This is a genomic window from Streptomyces sp. NPDC058157, from assembly GCF_042884105.1.
Lineage (GTDB): Bacteria > Actinomycetota > Actinomycetes > Streptomycetales > Streptomycetaceae > Streptomyces.
Map to the genome: position 1 here is coordinate 1 of NZ_JBHVUQ010000164.1, position 16646 is coordinate 16646.

At 71.9% G+C, this 16646-nt stretch carries 14 protein-coding genes; all 14 read left to right on the forward strand.

Going from position 1 to position 16646, the window contains the following annotated elements; all coding sequences use genetic code 11:
• The first annotated feature begins 137 nt into the window (after nucleotides 1-137).
• The 14 genes from ACFVXK_RS29705 (at nucleotide 138) to ACFVXK_RS29770 (ending at nucleotide 16507) form a co-directional block, all read left to right on the forward strand.
• Nucleotides 138-2102, forward strand: a complete 1965-nt coding sequence (locus ACFVXK_RS29705) for a peptidoglycan D,D-transpeptidase FtsI family protein (protein ID WP_389617405.1) — start codon at nucleotides 138-140, stop codon at nucleotides 2100-2102.
• A 43-nt stretch (nucleotides 2103-2145) separates the two neighbouring features.
• Complete coding sequence (locus ACFVXK_RS29710; RefSeq protein ID WP_389617407.1) at nucleotides 2146-3840, forward strand: UDP-N-acetylmuramoyl-L-alanyl-D-glutamate--2,6-diaminopimelate ligase; 1695 nt, start codon at nucleotides 2146-2148, stop codon at nucleotides 3838-3840.
• Entirely contained in the window at nucleotides 3837-5261 is a 1425-nt protein-coding gene (gene murF, locus ACFVXK_RS29715; protein WP_389617409.1) for a UDP-N-acetylmuramoyl-tripeptide--D-alanyl-D-alanine ligase, read from the forward strand. The genes ACFVXK_RS29710 and murF overlap by 4 nt, the downstream gene beginning before the upstream one ends.
• Nucleotides 5258-6328 (forward strand): phospho-N-acetylmuramoyl-pentapeptide-transferase, encoded by a 1071-nt coding sequence (gene mraY, locus ACFVXK_RS29720; protein ID WP_042813328.1) that lies wholly within the window; start codon nucleotides 5258-5260, stop codon nucleotides 6326-6328. Before murF ends, mraY begins: the two co-directional genes overlap by 4 nt.
• Nucleotides 6310-7755, forward strand: a complete 1446-nt coding sequence (gene murD, locus ACFVXK_RS29725) for a UDP-N-acetylmuramoyl-L-alanine--D-glutamate ligase (protein ID WP_389617412.1) — start codon at nucleotides 6310-6312, stop codon at nucleotides 7753-7755. Before mraY ends, murD begins: the two co-directional genes overlap by 19 nt.
• Before the next feature lie 68 nt (nucleotides 7756-7823).
• Entirely contained in the window at nucleotides 7824-9185 is a 1362-nt protein-coding gene (gene ftsW, locus ACFVXK_RS29730) for a putative lipid II flippase FtsW (protein ID WP_389617415.1), read from the forward strand.
• Nucleotides 9186-9191: 6 nt separating this feature from the next.
• Nucleotides 9192-10283 (forward strand): undecaprenyldiphospho-muramoylpentapeptide beta-N-acetylglucosaminyltransferase, encoded by a 1092-nt coding sequence (murG, locus tag ACFVXK_RS29735; RefSeq protein ID WP_358898578.1) that lies wholly within the window; start codon nucleotides 9192-9194, stop codon nucleotides 10281-10283.
• Nucleotides 10284-10306: 23 nt separating this feature from the next.
• A complete protein-coding gene (locus ACFVXK_RS29740; RefSeq protein ID WP_389617419.1) occupies nucleotides 10307-11146 on the forward strand; it encodes a cell division protein FtsQ/DivIB in 840 nt (279 codons plus the stop codon).
• Nucleotides 11147-11426: 280 nt separating this feature from the next.
• Complete coding sequence (gene ftsZ, locus ACFVXK_RS29745; RefSeq protein WP_007263607.1) at nucleotides 11427-12629, forward strand: cell division protein FtsZ; 1203 nt, start codon at nucleotides 11427-11429, stop codon at nucleotides 12627-12629.
• Nucleotides 12626-13357, forward strand: a complete 732-nt coding sequence (gene pgeF / locus ACFVXK_RS29750; protein WP_389617422.1) for a peptidoglycan editing factor PgeF — start codon at nucleotides 12626-12628, stop codon at nucleotides 13355-13357. The genes ftsZ and pgeF overlap by 4 nt, the downstream gene beginning before the upstream one ends.
• A 3-nt stretch (nucleotides 13358-13360) precedes the next feature.
• On the forward strand, nucleotides 13361-14080 hold the full coding sequence (locus ACFVXK_RS29755; protein ID WP_389617425.1) for a YggS family pyridoxal phosphate-dependent enzyme: 720 nt from the start codon (nucleotides 13361-13363) through the stop codon (nucleotides 14078-14080).
• Nucleotides 14081-14229: 149 nt separating this feature from the next.
• Complete coding sequence (locus tag ACFVXK_RS29760) at nucleotides 14230-14847, forward strand: cell division protein SepF (RefSeq protein WP_045949551.1); 618 nt, start codon at nucleotides 14230-14232, stop codon at nucleotides 14845-14847.
• A 60-nt stretch (nucleotides 14848-14907) separates the two neighbouring features.
• Nucleotides 14908-15204, forward strand: coding sequence for a YggT family protein (locus tag ACFVXK_RS29765; RefSeq protein ID WP_079426090.1), 297 nt, complete (start codon nucleotides 14908-14910; stop codon nucleotides 15202-15204).
• Nucleotides 15205-15286: 82 nt separating this feature from the next.
• Nucleotides 15287-16507: a DivIVA domain-containing protein gene (locus ACFVXK_RS29770; protein WP_389617430.1), complete on the forward strand. Its 1221-nt coding sequence runs from the start codon at nucleotides 15287-15289 to the stop codon at nucleotides 16505-16507.
• Nucleotides 16508-16646: the final 139 nt, after the last annotated feature.

Consider the following 16646-nt stretch of genomic DNA (forward strand, 5'->3'; position numbering starts at 1 on the left):
CGGCGCCACGCTGCGGGCCTCGCCCCCGCCCCACCCTTCCTCCGGTCCCCGGGGCTCCGCCCCGGACCCCGTTCCGGGCGCTGCGCGCCGGGCGCGGCCCCCTCGTGCAGCCGCAGCCACCGCTGCGGAGCGCACTGGTGAGCCCCAAGGAGCCCCCGCGCCGGGTGCCGGGCCCGGGCCGGCCCCGGACCACCGGACGCACGCCCGCGCAGCGGGCCCCGCACACCATCCGGCTCGGGAGCCCCAAGCCCCGCCTGCGGCTGGTCGGTGTCGCGCTGACCCTCGTGATGCTCGTCTTCGTCGTCCGGCTGCTCCAGGTCCAGGCCGTCGACGCCTCCGCGTACTCCGCCAAGGCCACCGAGAACCGCTTCGCCAAGTACGTCCTGGCGGCCGAGCGCGGGGAGATCACCGACCGCAAGGGCGTCGCCCTGGCCACCAGCGTCGACGCGTACGACATCACCGCCGACCCGAAGATGTTCACCCCCCAGGAGAGCAAGGCCCCCGACGCCCCCGAGCAGGCCGCCGCCCTCCTCGCGCCGATCCTCGGCAAGGACGCCAAGGAGATCGCCGCCCGGCTGAAGACCAAGGACACCCGCTACGTGGTCCTGGCCCGCCGGCAGACCCCCCAGGTCTGGAACCAGATCAAGGACCTCAAGAAGCTGTTCGCCGACAAGGCGGCCGCCGACAAGCGGAACAACGGCCCCGGCGCCAACGTCATCGCCGGCGTCTTCAACGAGAACAGCAGCAAGCGCGTGTACCCGAACGGCGACCTCGCCGCCGGGATACTGGGCTACGTCAACGCGGAGGGCAAGGGCGCCGGCGGCCTGGAGTCCGCCCTCGACAAGAAGCTGGCCGGCAAGGCGGGCGAGATCACCTACGCCCAGTCCGGCGGCCGCCGCGTGCCCACCGCCGGGTCCCACGAGAAGCCCGCCGTGCCCGGCGAGGACGTCGAGCTGACCATCGACCGCGACATCCAGTGGGCCGCCCAGAGCGCCATCGCCGAGCAGGTCGAGAAGTCCGGAGCCGACCGCGGCTACGTCGTCGTCCAGGACACCCGCACCGGCGAGGTGCTGGCCATGGCCAACGCCCCCGGCTTCGACCCCAACGACCTGACCCGGGCCAAGTCCGCCGCCATGGGCAACGCCGCGCTCCAGGACGTCTACGAGCCCGGCTCCACCGCCAAGGTGATCTCCATGGCCGCCGTCCTGGAGGAGAAGAAGGCCGCCCCCGACACCCACGTCGAGGTGCCCAACCGGCTGCACCGCGGCGACCGCCTCTTCAAGGACGACGTCGACCACCCCACCTGGTACCTGACCCTCAACGGGGTCCTCGCCAAGTCCTCCAACATCGGCACCATCCTGGCCACCGGCCAGCTCGGCGCCAACCAGCCCGAGGCCAACAAGGTCCTGTACTCCTACCTGGACAGGTTCGGCATCGGACGGCCCACCGGCCTGAACTACCCCGGCGAATCCCGCGGCATCCTCGCCAAGCCGGAGGCCTGGTCCACCTCGCAGCAGTACACGATCCCCTTCGGCCAGGGCCTGTCCCTCAACGCGATGCAGGCGGCCTCCGTCTACTCCACCGTCGCCAACGGCGGCGTCCGCATCACCCCGACCCTGGTCCGCGGCACCAAGGGCCCCGACGGCCGCTTCACCCCGGCCCCCGCGCCCGAGAAGACCCGGGTGATCAGCCAGCAGACCGCCAAGACCCTCTCCGAGATGCTCGAATCCGTGGTCGACGACCAGGAGGGCACCGGAACCAAGGCGAAGATCCCCGGCTACCGGGTCGGCGGCAAGACCGGCACCTCCAACCGGGTGGATCCGGCCACCGGCCGCTACAAGGGCTACACCGCCTCCTTCGCCGGCTTCGCCCCCGCCGACGACCCGCGGATCACCGTCTACTGCGCCATCCAGAACCCCACCAAGGGCAGCTACTTCGGCGGCCAGATCTGCGGCCCGATCTACAAGACCGTCATGGAGTTCGCACTCAAGACCCTCCAGGTCGCACCCACCGGAGCCGCCCCCGCCGGGCTCCCGGTGACCTACGATTCCGCCCCGCCGGCCGCCGCCCCGCCCACCGCGCAACCCAGCCCGCAGCCCTGACAGAGAACCGACCGTCCCACCACCCACGCGTGAGGCTCCATCAGTGACAACGATCACCCCGAAACCCGGGAACCAGACGGCCGAAGCCGCCCAGGACGGGCCCTCGCTTCGCGAGCGGCCCGCCGCGCCCGGTACGCTCACCGCCGTGCCCCACGCTGATCAGCCCAGAACCGCCCAGAAAGACGCCCCGGCAGCGCCGCCGGGAGCGCCCCGGCCCGTGAACGCCCGCCCGACCCCCCTGGGCGAGCTGGCCGGCCTGCTGGGCCTGCCCGAGTCCGGCGACGCCCGGATCACCGGCATCACGCACGACTCCCGTGCCGTGCGCCCCGGCGACCTGTACGCGGCCCTGCCCGGCGCCCGGCTGCACGGCGCCGACTTCGCGGCCCAGGCGGCCGCCCTCGGCGCCGCCGCCGTGCTGACCGACCCGGCCGGCGCCGCACGCGCCGCCGCGACCGGCCTGCCCGTCCTGGCCGTCGAGGACCCGCGCGGCCGCATGGGCGAGCTCGCCGCCGAGATCTACGGCCGGCCCGGCGAAGCCCTGCTCCAGCTCGGCATCACCGGCACCTCCGGCAAGACCACCACCGCCTACCTCGTCGAGGGCGGGCTGCGCGCGGCGGGCAAGGCCACCGGACTGGTGGGCACCGTCGAGATGCGCATCGGCGACGAGCGCATCAAGTCCGAGCGCACCACCCCCGAGGCCACCGACCTCCAGGCCCTGTTCGCCGTCATGCGCGAACGCGGCGTCGAGGCCGTCGCCATGGAGGTCTCCAGCCACGCCCTGGTGCTGGGCCGGGTCGACGGCTGCGTCTTCGACGTCGCCGTCTTCAACAACCTCAGCCCGGAGCACATGGAGTTCCACTCCGACATGGAGGACTACTTCCAGGCCAAGGCGCAGCTGTTCACCGAGCGCCGCGCCCGCCTGGGCGTGGTCAACATCGACGACGAGTACGGCCGCCGCCTCGCCAAGGAGGCGCCGATCCCGGTCGTCACCTTCTCCGCCGCCGGCGACCCGGCCGCCGACTGGCGCGCCGAGGACGTGGTCAGCGGGCACATGGACTCCACCCTGACCCTGGTCGGGCCGGAAGGACAGCGCGTACGGGCCAAGGCCCCGCTGCCCGGCCCGTTCAACGTCGCCAACACCGTCGCCGCCGTCGTCACCCTGGCCGCCGCCGGGCTCGACCCGCAGACCGCCGCCGACGGCGTCGCCGCGGTCCCCGGCGTCCCCGGCCGGCTGGAGCGGGTCGACGCGGGACAGCCGTACCTGGCCGTCGTGGACTACGCCCACAAGACCGACGCCGTCGAGTCCGTGCTGCGCGCCCTGCGCGAGGTCACCACCGGCAGGCTGCACATCGTGCTCGGCTGCGGCGGCGACCGCGACACCACCAAGCGCGGCCCGATGGGCGCCGCCGCGGCCCGCTACGCCGACACCGCCGTCCTGACCTCCGACAACCCGCGCTCCGAGGACCCGTTGAGGATCCTCGCCGCGATGTTCGAGGGCGCGGTCTCCGTCCCCGCCGAGGAGCGGGGCACCGTCCTGGTCGACGCGGACCGGGCCGCGGCCATCGCCGCCGCCGTCGCGCGCGCCGAGGCGGGGGACACCGTCCTCGTCGCGGGCAAGGGCCACGAGCAGGGCCAGGACACGGCGGGCGTCGTCCGCCCCTTCGACGACCGCGCCGTGCTCCGCGCGGCCATCGAGAACCAGCAGCTCAGCGCCCGACAGGCCGAGGTGAACCAGTGATCGCCCTCTCCCTCGCCGAGATCGCCGACATCACCGGCGGGCGGCCCCACGACATACCGGACCTCTCCGCGACGGCCGGCGGCCCGGTCGTCATCGACTCCCGCCAGGTGGAGCCCGGCAGCCTCTTCGCCGCCTTCGCCGGCGAGCAGGTCGACGGCCACGACTACGCCGGGCGCGCGGTCGCCGCCGGCGCCGTCGCCGTCCTGGCCGCCCGGCCGGTCGGCGTCCCGGCGATCGTGGTCGACGACGTGGAGAAGGCGCTCGGCGCCCTCGCCCGCGCGGTCGTCGGACGGCTCGGTACCGACGTGGTCGCCCTGACCGGCTCGGCCGGCAAGACCTCCACCAAGGACCTGATCGCCCAGGTGCTCCAGCACCACGCGCCCACCGTGTGGACGCCCGGCTCCCTCAACAACGAGATCGGCCTGCCGCTCACGGCGCTGAAGGCCACCGCCGAAACCCGGCACCTGGTCCTGGAAATGGGCGCCCGCGGCATCGGGCACATCGCCTACCTCTGCGGCCTCACCCCGCCGCGCATCGGCCTCGTGCTGAACGTCGGCACCGCCCACATCGGCGAGTTCGGCGGCCGGGAGGCCATCGCCCAGGCCAAGGGCGAGCTGGTCGAGGCCCTCCCGTCCGAGGCCGAGGGCGGGGTCGCCGTCCTGAACGCCGACGACCTGCTGGTGCGCGCGATGTCCGCCCGTACGAAGGCCCGTACGGTCCTGTTCGGCGAGGCCGAGGACGCGGACGTACGCGCGACCGAGGTGCGGATGACCCCCTCGGGACAGCCCTCCTTCACACTCCACACACCGACCGGGTGCAGCGATGTGACCTTGCGCCTGTACGGTGAGCACCACGTGTCGAACGCGCTCGCCGCGGCCGCCGTCGCCCATGTCCTGGGCATGTCGGTCGAGGAGATCGCCACCGCGCTCTCCGGGGCGGGCACCCTGTCCCGGTGGCGCATGGAGGTCACCGAGCGGGCGGACGGCGTCACGATCGTCAACGACGCCTACAACGCGAACCCCGAATCCATGCGGGCCGCCCTGCGCGCACTGGCCGCGATGGGCGGCGCCGGCAAGGAGGGCGGGGGACGCACGTGGGCGGTGCTCGGTCCCATGGCCGAGCTCGGTGACGCTTCGCTGGCCGAGCACGACGCGGTGGGGCGGCTCGCCGTCCGGCTCAACGTGAGCAGGCTCGTGGCAGTCGGGGGCAGGGAAGCGTCCTGGCTGCAGCTGGGCGCATATAACGAGGGTTCGTGGGGTGAGGAGTCGGTGCTCGTGTCCGACGCGCAGGCGGCGGTCGACCTGTTGCGCAGTGAACTGCGCCCGGGGGACGTCGTGCTGGTGAAGGCTTCCAGGTCGGTCGGTCTGGAGCGGGTGGCGCTGGCGCTGCTCCAGGGCGAGGGCGAGGTTGCCGGCCGATGAGGCAGATCCTGTTCGCCGGTGTCATCGGCATGTTCCTCACCGTCATCGGCACCCCGCTGCTGATCAAGCTGCTGGCCCGCAAGGGCTACGGCCAGTTCATCCGCGACGACGGCCCCCGCGGCCACGCGGGCAAGAAGGGCACGCCCACCATGGGCGGTATCTCCTTCATCCTGGCCACCCTCATCGCGTACGCCCTGACGAAGGTCATCACCGGCGAGTCGCCGTCCTTCTCGGGCCTGCTGGTGCTGTTCCTGATGGCGGGCATGGGCCTGGTCGGCTACCTCGACGACTACATCAAGATCGTCAAGCGCCGTTCGCTCGGTCTGCGGGCCAAGGCCAAGATGGCCGGCCAGCTGATCGTCGGCATCGCCTTCGCGGTGCTCGCGCTCCAGTTCAAGGACTCGCGCGGGCTCACCCCGGCCTCCGAGAAGCTGTCGTTCGTCACGGACTTCGGCTGGTCCATCGGACCCGTGCTGTTCGTGGTCTGGGCCCTGTTCATGATCCTGGCCATGTCCAACGGCGTGAACCTGACCGACGGCCTCGACGGCCTCGCGACGGGTGCCGCCGTGATGGTCTTCGGCGCCTACACCTTCATCGGCGTCTGGCAGTTCCAGGAGTCCTGCGCCAACGCGGTGACCCTGACCAACCCCAACGCCTGCTTCGAGGTCCGCGACCCGCTGGACCTCGCGGTCGTCGCCTCCGCCCTCATGGGAGCCTGCTTCGGCTTCCTGTGGTGGAACACCTCGCCCGCCAAGATCTTCATGGGCGACACCGGCTCGCTCGCGCTCGGCGGCGCCCTCGCGGGTCTGGCCATCTGCTCCCGCACGGAGTTCCTGATGGCCCTCCTCGGCGGCCTCTTCGTGCTCATCACGATGTCGGTCGTCATCCAGGTCGGCTCCTTCAAGCTGACCGGCAAGCGCGTCTTCCGAATGGCCCCGCTCCAGCACCACTTCGAACTCAAGGGCTGGTCGGAAGTCCTTGTCGTGGTCCGCTTCTGGATCATCCAGGGCATGTGCGTGATCGTGGGTCTCGGCCTCTTCTACGCGGGATGGGCAGCGGACAAGTGACCCCCTGGCAGGACCGGAACATCACCGTCGCCGGCCTCGGCGTGAGCGGCATCAGCGCCGCCCGCGCCCTGGCCGGCCTCGGCGCCGTAGTGACCGTGGTCGACGGCGGCGACAGCGAGGGCCACCGGGCCCGCGCGGCCGAGCTGGAGGCCGAGGCCAAGGGCGTCACCGTGCGCCTGGGCGACGCCGAGACCCTCCCCGAGGGCACCGACCTCGTCGTCACCTCGCCCGGCTGGAAGCCCGACAGCCCGCTGTTCGCGGCCGCCGCCGCGGCGGGCGTGGAGGTCGTCGGGGACGTCGAGATCGCCTGGCAGCTGCGCGGCGAGAACGCGGCCCCGTGGCTCGCGATCACCGGCACCAACGGCAAGACCACCACCACCCAGATGCTGGCCTCGATCCTGCGGGCGGCCGGTCTGAAGACCGCCGCCGTCGGCAACATCGGCACCCCCATCATCGACGTGGTGACCGGCGAGGAGCAGTACGACGTCCTCGCCGTCGAGCTCTCCAGCTACCAGCTGCACTGGGCGCCCTCCGTGCGCGCCCACTCCGCGGCCGTCCTCAACCTGGCCCCGGACCACCTCGACTGGCACGGCTCCATGGAGGCGTACGCCGCCGACAAGGGCCGCATCTACGAGGGCAACACCGTCGCCTGCGTCTACAACGTCGCCGACCCCGCCACCGAGCGGCTGGTCGAGGAGGCCGACGTCGAGGAGGGCTGCCGGGCCATCGGCTTCACCCTCGGCGCCCCCGGCCCCTCCATGCTCGGCGTGGTCGACGGGATCCTCGTCGACCGGGCGTTCGTGCAGAACCGGCAGAAGAACGCCCAGGAGCTGGCGCACGTCGACGACGTCAACCCGCCCGCCCCGCACAACATCGCCAACGCCCTCGCCGCGGCGGCCCTGGCCCGCGCCTTCGGCGTCGAGCCGCGCGCCGTCCGCGACGGGCTGCGCGACTTCCGCCCCGACGCGCACCGCGTGGCGTACGTGGACGAGGTCGACGGGGTCCGCTACGTCGACGACTCCAAGGCCACCAACACCCACGCCGCCGAGGCCTCCCTGGCCGCCTTCGAACCGGTCGTCTGGATCGCCGGCGGCCTCGCCAAGGGCGCGACCTTCGACGAGCTCGTGCAGAAGTCCGCGAAGCGGCTGCGCGGCGTGGTCCTGATGGGCGCCGACCGGGCGCTGATCGCCGAGGCGCTGGCGCGACACGCGCCCGAGGTCCCGGTGACCGACCTCGAACGGACCGACACTGGGGCGATGCTCGCAGCGGTCCGGGAAGCGGCCCGGCTCGCGGAACCCGGAGACACCGTCCTCCTGGCGCCCGCGTGCGCCTCGATGGACATGTTCGCGAACTACAACAAGCGGGGCGACGCGTTCGCCGACGCGGTGCGCGAACTCGCCTCCGGGAGCGCCGCGGACACGGCCTAGCCGAGGGCGCCCGACAGGTTCCCTCCGGCCGGCTGCTCGCCCCGTACGAGTGGAGGGGAAGATCACAGATGCCGGCCAAACAGATGCTGCCGGGACGGCGGCCCTCCGCCGTCAAGGCGCAGGGCCGCAAACGTCCCGCCCCCGGTGCCCAGCGGCCCGCCCGGGGCGGGCCGCTGGAGCGGCTGAGGCGTACGCGGCGGCAGTTGACGAAGGCCTGGGACCGCCCGCTCACGGCGTATTACCTGATCTTCGGCAGCTCACTGCTCATCACCGTGCTCGGCCTGGTGATGGTCTACTCGGCGTCCATGATCAAGGCCCTCCAGCTGGGCCTGGGAGACGCCTACTTCTTCAAGAAGCAGTTCCTGGCCGCCGCGATCGGCGGCGTCCTGCTGTTCGCCGCCTCCCGGATGCCGGTCAAGCTGCACCGCGCGCTGTCCTACCCGGTGCTCGCCGGCACCCTGTTCCTGATGGTCCTGGTCCAGGTCCCCGGGATAGGGGTCTCCATCAACGGCAACCAGAACTGGATCTCGCTGGGCGGCCCGTTCATGCTCCAGCCCAGCGAGTTCGGCAAGCTGGCGCTGATCCTGTGGGGCGCCGACCTGCTGGCCCGCAAGGGCGACAAGGGGCTGCTGACCCAGTGGAAGCACCTGCTGGTGCCGCTGGTCCCGGTCGCCTTCCTGCTGCTCGGGCTGATCATGCTCGGCGGGGACATGGGCACCGCGATGATCCTCGGAGCCGTCCTGTTCGGCCTGTTGTGGCTCGCCGGGGCGCCGACGCGGATGTTCGCCGCGGTGCTCGGCTTCGCGGGTGTGATCGTCGCACTGCTCATCAAGACCAGCCCGCACCGCATGGACCGGCTCGCCTGCCTCGGGGCGACGGACCCCGGCAGGAACGACCTCTGCTGGCAGGGCGTCCACGGGATCTACGCCCTCGCATCCGGCGGATGGTTCGGTTCCGGACTCGGGGCGAGTGTGGAAAAATGGGGGCAACTGCCCGAAGCCCATACCGACTTCATCTTTGCCATCACCGGTGAGGAACTGGGCCTGGCGGGGACGCTGTCGGTGCTCGCCCTGTTCGCGGCTCTAGGCTATGCGGGTATCCGCGTGGCCGGACGCACGGAGGACTCCTTCGTACGGTATGCCGCGGGAGGCGTGACCACCTGGATCACGGCCCAGGCCGTGATCAACATCGGTGCGGTGCTCGGTCTGCTGCCGATCGCAGGGGTACCCCTCCCGCTGTTCTCCTACGGGGGGTCCGCCCTGCTGCCGACCATGTTCGCGGTCGGACTGCTCATCGCGTTCGCGCGGGAGGAGCCGGCGGCGCGCGCGGCGCTCGCGATGCGACGGCCGGGAGCCGGCCGGAAGCGGAGCGGGCCGATATGGAAGTCGATGAGACGGCGCGTCAAGAGGCGTCCGTCCGGAGAGCGGTGAATTTCGGTGCATGTCGTACTCGCCGGTGGGGGGACCGCCGGCCACATCGAGCCGGCGCTGGCCCTCGCGGACGCCCTGCGCAGGCAGGACCCGACCGTGGGCATCACCGCCCTCGGCACGGAGCGCGGCCTCGAGACCCGCCTCGTGCCCGAACGCGGCTACGAGCTCGGGCTCATCCCCGCCGTACCGCTGCCCCGCAAGCCCACCCCGGAGCTGATCACCGTCCCCGGACGGCTGCGCGGCACCATCAAGGCCGCCGAGGAGATCCTCGTGCGCACCAAGGCCGACGTGGTCGTGGGCTTCGGCGGCTACGTGGCCCTGCCCGGCTACCTCGCCGCCAAGCGGCTCGGGGTGCCGATCATCGTCCACGAGGCCAATGCCCGGCCCGGACTGGCCAACAAGATCGGCTCCCGCTACGCGCACGCCGTCGCCGTCTCCACCCCCGACAGCAAGCTGCGCGGCGCCCGCTACGTGGGCATCCCGCTGCGCCGCGCCATCTCCACCCTCGACCGCGCCGCCGTCCGCCCCGAGGCCAGGGCCGCCTTCGGCCTCGACCCCAACCTGCCCACGCTGCTGGTCTCCGGCGGCTCGCAGGGCGCGCGCCGGCTCAACGAGACCATCCAGCAGGTCGCGCCGACCCTCCAGCGCTCCGGGATCCAGATCCTGCACGCGGTCGGCCCGAAGAACGAACTGCCGCGTGTCGACAACATGCCCGGGATGCCGCCCTACGTCCCGGTACCGTACGTGGACCGGATGGACCTCGCGTACGCCGCCGCCGACATGATGCTGTGCCGCGCGGGCGCGATGACCGTCGCCGAACTCGCCGCCGTCGGACTGCCGGCCGCCTACGTACCGCTGCCCATCGGCAACGGCGAACAGCGGCTCAACGCCCAGCCGGTGGTCAAGGCCGGCGGCGGCCTCCTCGTCGACGACGCGGAGCTGACGCCCGACTGGGTGCTCGGCCAGGTCCTGCCGGTGCTGTCCGATCCGCACCGCCTGTACGAGATGTCCCGCGCCGCCGCCGAGTTCGGCCGCCGGGACGCCGACGAGCTCCTCGTCGGCCTCGTCCACGAGGCGATCGCGGCCGCACGCGGGTAACCGCCGACCCAGGAGGCACAGGAGTGGCCGGAGCGACGACGGCACGGCGTGGGGCGTCCGGCCGGGCGGGCGGGGGCGGCAAGGGCGCGGGCGTGCCCAAACCGCCCCGGCCGCCCAAGTCGCCCAAGGGCACCGGCCCGCGCGGGTCCGGCGGCGGGCGGCCGCGCCGGGTCCGCCTGCTGGTGACCCTCGCCGCCGCGGCGCTCCTCGCCGGGGGCGGCACCTGGGCCCTGTACGGCTCGTCCTGGCTGCGCGTCGAGAAGGTCACGGCCTCCGGCACCGGGGTGCTCACCCCCGAGCAGGTCCTCGCCGCCGCCGCCGTGCCCGTCGGCGCGCCCCTGGTCAGCGTCGACACCGACGAGATCGCGAACCGGGTGCGCGGCCGGCTGTCCCGCATCGATTCGGTCGATGTGGTGCGGGCCTGGCCGCACGGGATCGGGCTGAAAGTGACGGAGCGCAAACCGGTCCTGCTCATCAAAAAGGGCGCGGACTTCATCGAAGTGGACGCGAAGGGTGTGCGGTTCGACACCGTTGCGAAAGCACCCGCCGGCGTTCCGCTCCTCGAAATGGCCGCGGACCGCTCGCCGAGCGCGCGCCGCTTCGACGAGGAGCGGCTGTTGCGGGAGGCGGTGGGCATCGCGGGAGGCCTTCCCGACGCAGTCGCGAAGGAGACGTTGCAGGTCAAGGTACGGTCGTTCGACTCGGTCGTGCTGGAGCTGACGAAGGGCCGTTCCGTGGTGTGGGGGAGCGGCGAACTGGGTGAGGCCAAAGGCCGGGCGCTGACCGCCCTGCTGAAGGCCGCGCCCAAAGCCGACCACTTCGACGTGAGCGTCCCCACCGCCCCGGCGGTGTCCGGGAGTTGACGTCGGGTCGAGGCCCGACGCACCCTGGTTGGCCACCGATACGGGTGATCACATAGGGTGAAAAGAAAAACGGGAGGTTCGGCGTGTTCGTTGAACACGCGCTACTTGTCGACTTAGTGTCCTGTTCGGAAGAGTCCAAGGAACAGACACATCCCTAACCCTAAACTTCAGGGTTAGGGTTCGGGTCGGCGCGTACGGACCGTCCCACATTTCGGCATCAGTCGTCGCACCGCAGGCCCGCGAGGCGGCGACACGTAACTCGAGGCGAGAGGCCTTCGACGTGGCAGCACCGCAGAACTACCTCGCAGTCATCAAGGTCATCGGTGTCGGCGGCGGTGGTGTCAATGCCATCAACCGAATGATCGAGGTCGGTCTCAAGGGCGTCGAGTTCATCGCCATCAACACCGACGCCCAGGCGCTGTTGATGAGCGACGCCGACGTCAAGCTCGACGTCGGCCGCGAACTCACCCGGGGCCTCGGCGCCGGAGCCAACCCGGCCGTCGGCCGCAAGGCGGCAGAGGACCACCGCGAGGAGATCGAGGAGGTCCTCAAGGGGGCCGACATGGTCTTCGTGACCGCCGGCGAGGGCGGCGGCACCGGCACGGGCGGCGCGCCCGTCGTCGCCAACATCGCGCGCTCGCTCGGCGCCCTGACGATCGGTGTGGTCACCCGGCCGTTCACCTTCGAGGGCCGGCGCCGCGCGAACCAGGCGGAGGACGGCATCGCCGAGCTCCGCGAAGAGGTCGACACCCTCATCGTCATCCCCAACGACCGCCTGCTGTCCATCTCGGACCGCCAGGTCTCGGTGCTCGACGCCTTCAAGTCGGCCGACCAGGTCCTGCTCAGCGGCGTCCAGGGCATCACCGACCTGATCACCACCCCGGGCCTGATCAACCTCGACTTCGCCGACGTCAAGTCCGTGATGTCCGAGGCCGGCTCGGCCCTGATGGGCATCGGCTCCGCCCGCGGCGACGACCGCGCCGTGGCCGCGGCCGAGATGGCGATCTCCTCGCCGCTGCTGGAGGCGTCCATCGACGGCGCCCGCGGCGTGCTGCTCTCCATCTCCGGCGGCTCGGACCTCGGTCTCTTCGAGATCAACGAGGCCGCGCAGCTGGTGAGCGAGGCCGCGCACCCCGAGGCGAACATCATCTTCGGCGCCGTCATCGACGACGCCCTCGGTGACGAGGTCCGCGTCACGGTCATCGCGGCCGGCTTCGACGGGGGCCAGCCCCCCGCCCGCCGGGACAACGTGATCGGCGCCGCGTCCACCAAGCGCGAGGAGCCGGCCCCCGCGCCGGTCCGCGCGCCCGAGCCGGTCCGCCCGGCCTTCGGCGGACTCGGCACCGTGACCCCGCGCGAGGAGCCCCCGGCCCCGGTCGAGATCCCGGTCGAGACCGCGCCGGCCCCGCCGCAGGTCCCGACGGCCCGGCCCTACCAGGACAGCCCGGCCGAGGAGCTGGACGTTCCGGACTTCTTGAAGTGACGCTGGAGCAGCATCACGAGAGCGGCGCCCACTTCGCCTTCACCGACCGGTGGGGCGGGGTGAGCGCCGTTCCGTACGAGGAGCTCAATCTCGGCGGCGCGGTCGGAGACGACCCGGCCGCCGTTCGCGCGAACCGGGCGGCCGCCGCGAAGGAGCTGGGTGTCGACCCGGAGCTCGTGGTCTGGATGAACCAGGTGCACGGGCGGGACGTGGCCGTGGTCGACGGGCCCTGGGGCTCCGCCGCGGACATCCCCTCGGTGGACGCCGTGGTGACCGCACGTCGGGGGCTCGCCCTCGCCGTGCTCACCGCCGACTGCACCCCCGTGCTGCTGGCCGACCCCGTCGCCGGGGTCGCCGCGGCCGCCCACGCCGGGCGGCCCGGGCTGGTCGCGGGGGTGGTGCCCGCCGCCGTCGAGGCGATGGTGGCCCTGGGCGCCGACCCCGCGCGGATCGTCGCCCGTACTGGACCCGCCGTCTGCGGGCACTGCTACGAGGTGCCGGCCGAGATGCGGGAGGCGGTCGCCGCCGTGGTGCCGGCCGCGTGGGCCGAGACCAGCTGGGGGACGCCGGCCGTCGACGTGGTCGCCGGGGTGCACGCCCAGCTCGCGGAGGCGGGGGTGCCGCACGGCCACCGCTCCCCGGTCTGCACACTGGAGTCGCGGGACCACTTCTCGTACCGCCGCGACCGGGTGACCGGCCGGCTTGCCGGATATGTCTGGTTGGACTGAGTTATGACGGATCGTAAGTCCGAGCTCGCGGAGAACCTCGCGCGGGTGGAGGAGCGGATCGCGTCCGCCTGCGCGGCGGCGGGCCGGAAGCGGGAAGAGGTGACCCTCATCGTGGTCACCAAGACCTACCCCGCGACCGACGTACGCCTGCTGGCGGACCTGGGAGTCCGTCATGTGGCGGAAAACCGGGACCAGGACGCCGCCCCCAAGGCGGCCGCCTGCGCGGATCTGTCGTTGAACTGGCACTTCGTGGGGCAGTTGCAGACGAACAAGGTCCGTTCCGTGGCGGGATACGCACACGTGGTGCAGTCGGTCGACCGGTCGAAGCTCGTCTCGGCGCTCTCGGCGGCGGCGGTGGCGCAGGAGCGGGAGATCGGCTGCCTCGTACAGATCGCCCTCGACGCCGAGTCGGGCGAGCGCGGGGCCCGGGGCGGTGCCGCCCCCGAGCAGCTGGCCGAGTTGGCGGACCTCGTCGCCGGCGCGCCGGGGTTGCGGATCGACGGTCTCATGACGGTCGCCCCCCTCGCCGGCCGCTACGCGGGACGCGAACAGGCGGCCTTCGAGCGGATGATGGAATTGTCATCCGGCCTGCGCGCGGACCATCCGGCTGCCACGATGGTGTCGGCGGGAATGAGCGCCGACCTGGAACAGGCCGTCCTGGCCGGTGCGACACATGTACGCGTCGGCACTGCGGTACTCGGCGCGAGACCCCGGCTCGGGTAACGTCGCGAAGAAAGTCGGACCACAGCAGAAAATATGGTCATTTCCGCAGATGAGCGGACAGACCACGTGGATCGCGGGCAGTTGGTGACTTTGGTGACACAGCGACACCTGCGACAGGGCGATCCACCACAGAGCGGAGGACTCGGAGAATGGCCGGCGCGATGCGCAAGATGGCGGTCTACCTCGGCCTCGTGGAGGACGACCGGTACGACAACCCGGGGTACGACCCCGATGACGAATTCGAGCCCGAGCCGGAGCCCGAGCGCCCCCGGGAGCGGGAGCGGCGACAGCAGCCCGTGCACCAATCGCCCGTAACGGACGAACCGGTACGAGCGGTGCAGCCGCCGGCGCCGCGCGAACCCCTCCCAATTCCGTCAGAAAACGGACGTCCCGCGCGAATTGCCCCCGTGGCATCCATCACACCTGACCGCACCAACCTGGAGAAGAACGCCCCCGTGATCATGCCCAAGGTCGTCTCCGAGCGGGAGCCGTACCGCATCACGACGCTGCACCCCCGGACCTACAACGAGGCCCGTACCATCGGGGAACACTTCCGTGAGGGCACTCCGGTGATCATGAATCTCACGGAGATGGACGACACCGATGCGAAGCGTCTCGTCGACTTCGCGGCCGGCCTCGTCTTCGGTCTGCACGGCAGTATTGAACGCGTGACACAGAAGGTGTTCCTGCTGTCGCCTGCTAACGTCGATGTCACGGCGGAGGACAAGGCCCGCATCGCGGAGGGCGGGTTCTTCAACCAAAGCTAGACCGATCCGTCAGATACGGGACCGGGAACAGAGCGGGAGCAGGGGAGAGGGAAGCGCGGGATGGGCATCGCACTGCAGGTGGTCTACATCGCGCTGATGTGCTTCCTCATCGTGCTGATCTTCCGACTGGTCATGGACTACGTGTTCCAGTTCGCACGTTCATGGACACCCGGCAAGGCGATGGTGGTCGTTCTGGAGGCCACCTACACTGTCACCGATCCACCGCTCAAACTCCTTCGGCGGTTCATCCCGCCGTTGCGTCTCGGGGGCGTGGCGCTCGACCTGTCCTTCTTCGTTCTGATGATCATCGTTTACATCCTCATCAGCTTCGTGAGCACCGCTGCGAGAAGCGTGTGAACGATGAGCTCCCCCGCGCCTGCGGGGACAGTCCCGATACGGTCCTGCCGACTGCCGACGACTACGTAGAGGTGAAGAAGACATGCCGCTGACTCCCGAGGACGTGCGGAACAAGCAGTTCACGACCGTCCGCCTGCGAGAAGGCTATGACGAGGACGAGGTCGATGCCTTCCTCGACGAGGTCGAAGCCGAACTGACGCGCCTGCTGCGCGAGAACGAGGACCTGCGCGCGAAGCTGGCCGCCGCCACGCGCGCCGCCGCGCAGAGCCAGCAGCAGGCCAACATGCGCAAGCCCGAACCCCAGGACCAGCGCGGCCCCGGCGCCCCCGTGCCGGCGGCCATATCCGGCCCGCCGCAGCAGCAGCAGCCGCAGATGGGCCCGCCGCAGCTGCCGGGCGGCCAGCCCCAGCTGCCCCCGGGCCCCGGCGGACACGGACCGCAGGGTCCGGGCCCGATGGGCGGCCCCATGCAGCAGCAGTCCATGGGCGGCCAGCACCCGATGGCGCCGCAGCAGCAGCAGATGGGCCAGCAGCCCATGCCGCAGCAGATGCAGCAGCAGTCCATGGGCGGCCAGAACCAGCTCGGCCAGCCGATGGGCCAGCAGATGCAGCCCATGGGTCAGCAGATGCAGCCGATGGGCCAGCAGATGCAGCCCATGCAGCAGCCGCAGCTCCCGCAGCAGGGCCCCGGTGGCGACAGCGCCGCCCGCGTCCTGTCGCTCGCGCAGCAGACCGCCGACCAGGCGATCGCGGAGGCCCGCTCCGAGGCCAACAAGATCGTCGGCGAGGCGCGCAGCCGCGCCGAGGGCCTGGAGCGGGACGCCCGCGCCAAGGCCGACGCGCTGGAGCGGGACGCGCAGGAGAAGCACCGCGTCGCGATGGGCTCGCTGGAGTCCGCCCGCGCCACGCTGGAGCGCAAGGTCGAGGACCTGCGGGGCTTCGAGCGCGAGTACCGTACGCGTCTGAAGTCCTACCTGGAGTCGCAGCTGCGCCAGCTGGAGACCCAGGCCGACGACTCCCTGGCCCCGCCGCGCACCCCGGCCGGCCCGGCCCTGCCGCCGTCGCCGTCCCCGTCGATGGCTCCGGCCGGCGCGATGGGCATGGGCGCCCCGTCCCCGATGGGCGCTCCCTCGCCCATGGGCGGCCCCTCCCCGATGGGCGGCGCGCCGTCCTACGGTGGCCAGCAGCAGATGTCCCCGGCCATGACGCAGCCGATGGCTCCGGTGCGGCCGGCTGCTCCGCAGCCGATGCAGCAGGCGCCGTCGCCCATGCGGGGCTTCCTGATCGACGAGGACGACAACTGACGTAGCCGTCGGCAGTCTCTACGGGCCGGGCCCGGTTCCCCTCAGGGGCACCGGGCCCGGCCCGTTTCCCGTACCCGGAGGGTGCGACGGCCTGCGGCGCCGGTCCCCTACCCGCCCTTCGCCCGTTCCCTGGGGGCTC

Bases quoted from the DNA above. Each gene is read 5' to 3' on its own strand.
- mraY (WP_042813328.1), top strand. From the start codon at position 5,258: ATGAGGCAGATCCTGTTCGCCGGTGTCATCGGCATGTTCCTCACCGTC.
- murD (WP_389617412.1), top strand. From the start codon at position 6,310: ATGGGCAGCGGACAAGTGACCCCCTGGCAGGACCGGAACATCACCGTC.
- ftsW (WP_389617415.1), top strand. From the start codon at position 7,824: ATGCCGGCCAAACAGATGCTGCCGGGACGGCGGCCCTCCGCCGTCAAG.
- ACFVXK_RS29755 (WP_389617425.1), top strand. From the start codon at position 13,361: ATGACGGATCGTAAGTCCGAGCTCGCGGAGAACCTCGCGCGGGTGGAG.
- ACFVXK_RS29760 (WP_045949551.1), top strand. From the start codon at position 14,230: ATGGCCGGCGCGATGCGCAAGATGGCGGTCTACCTCGGCCTCGTGGAG.
- ACFVXK_RS29765 (WP_079426090.1), top strand. From the start codon at position 14,908: ATGGGCATCGCACTGCAGGTGGTCTACATCGCGCTGATGTGCTTCCTC.
- ACFVXK_RS29770 (WP_389617430.1), top strand. From the start codon at position 15,287: ATGCCGCTGACTCCCGAGGACGTGCGGAACAAGCAGTTCACGACCGTC.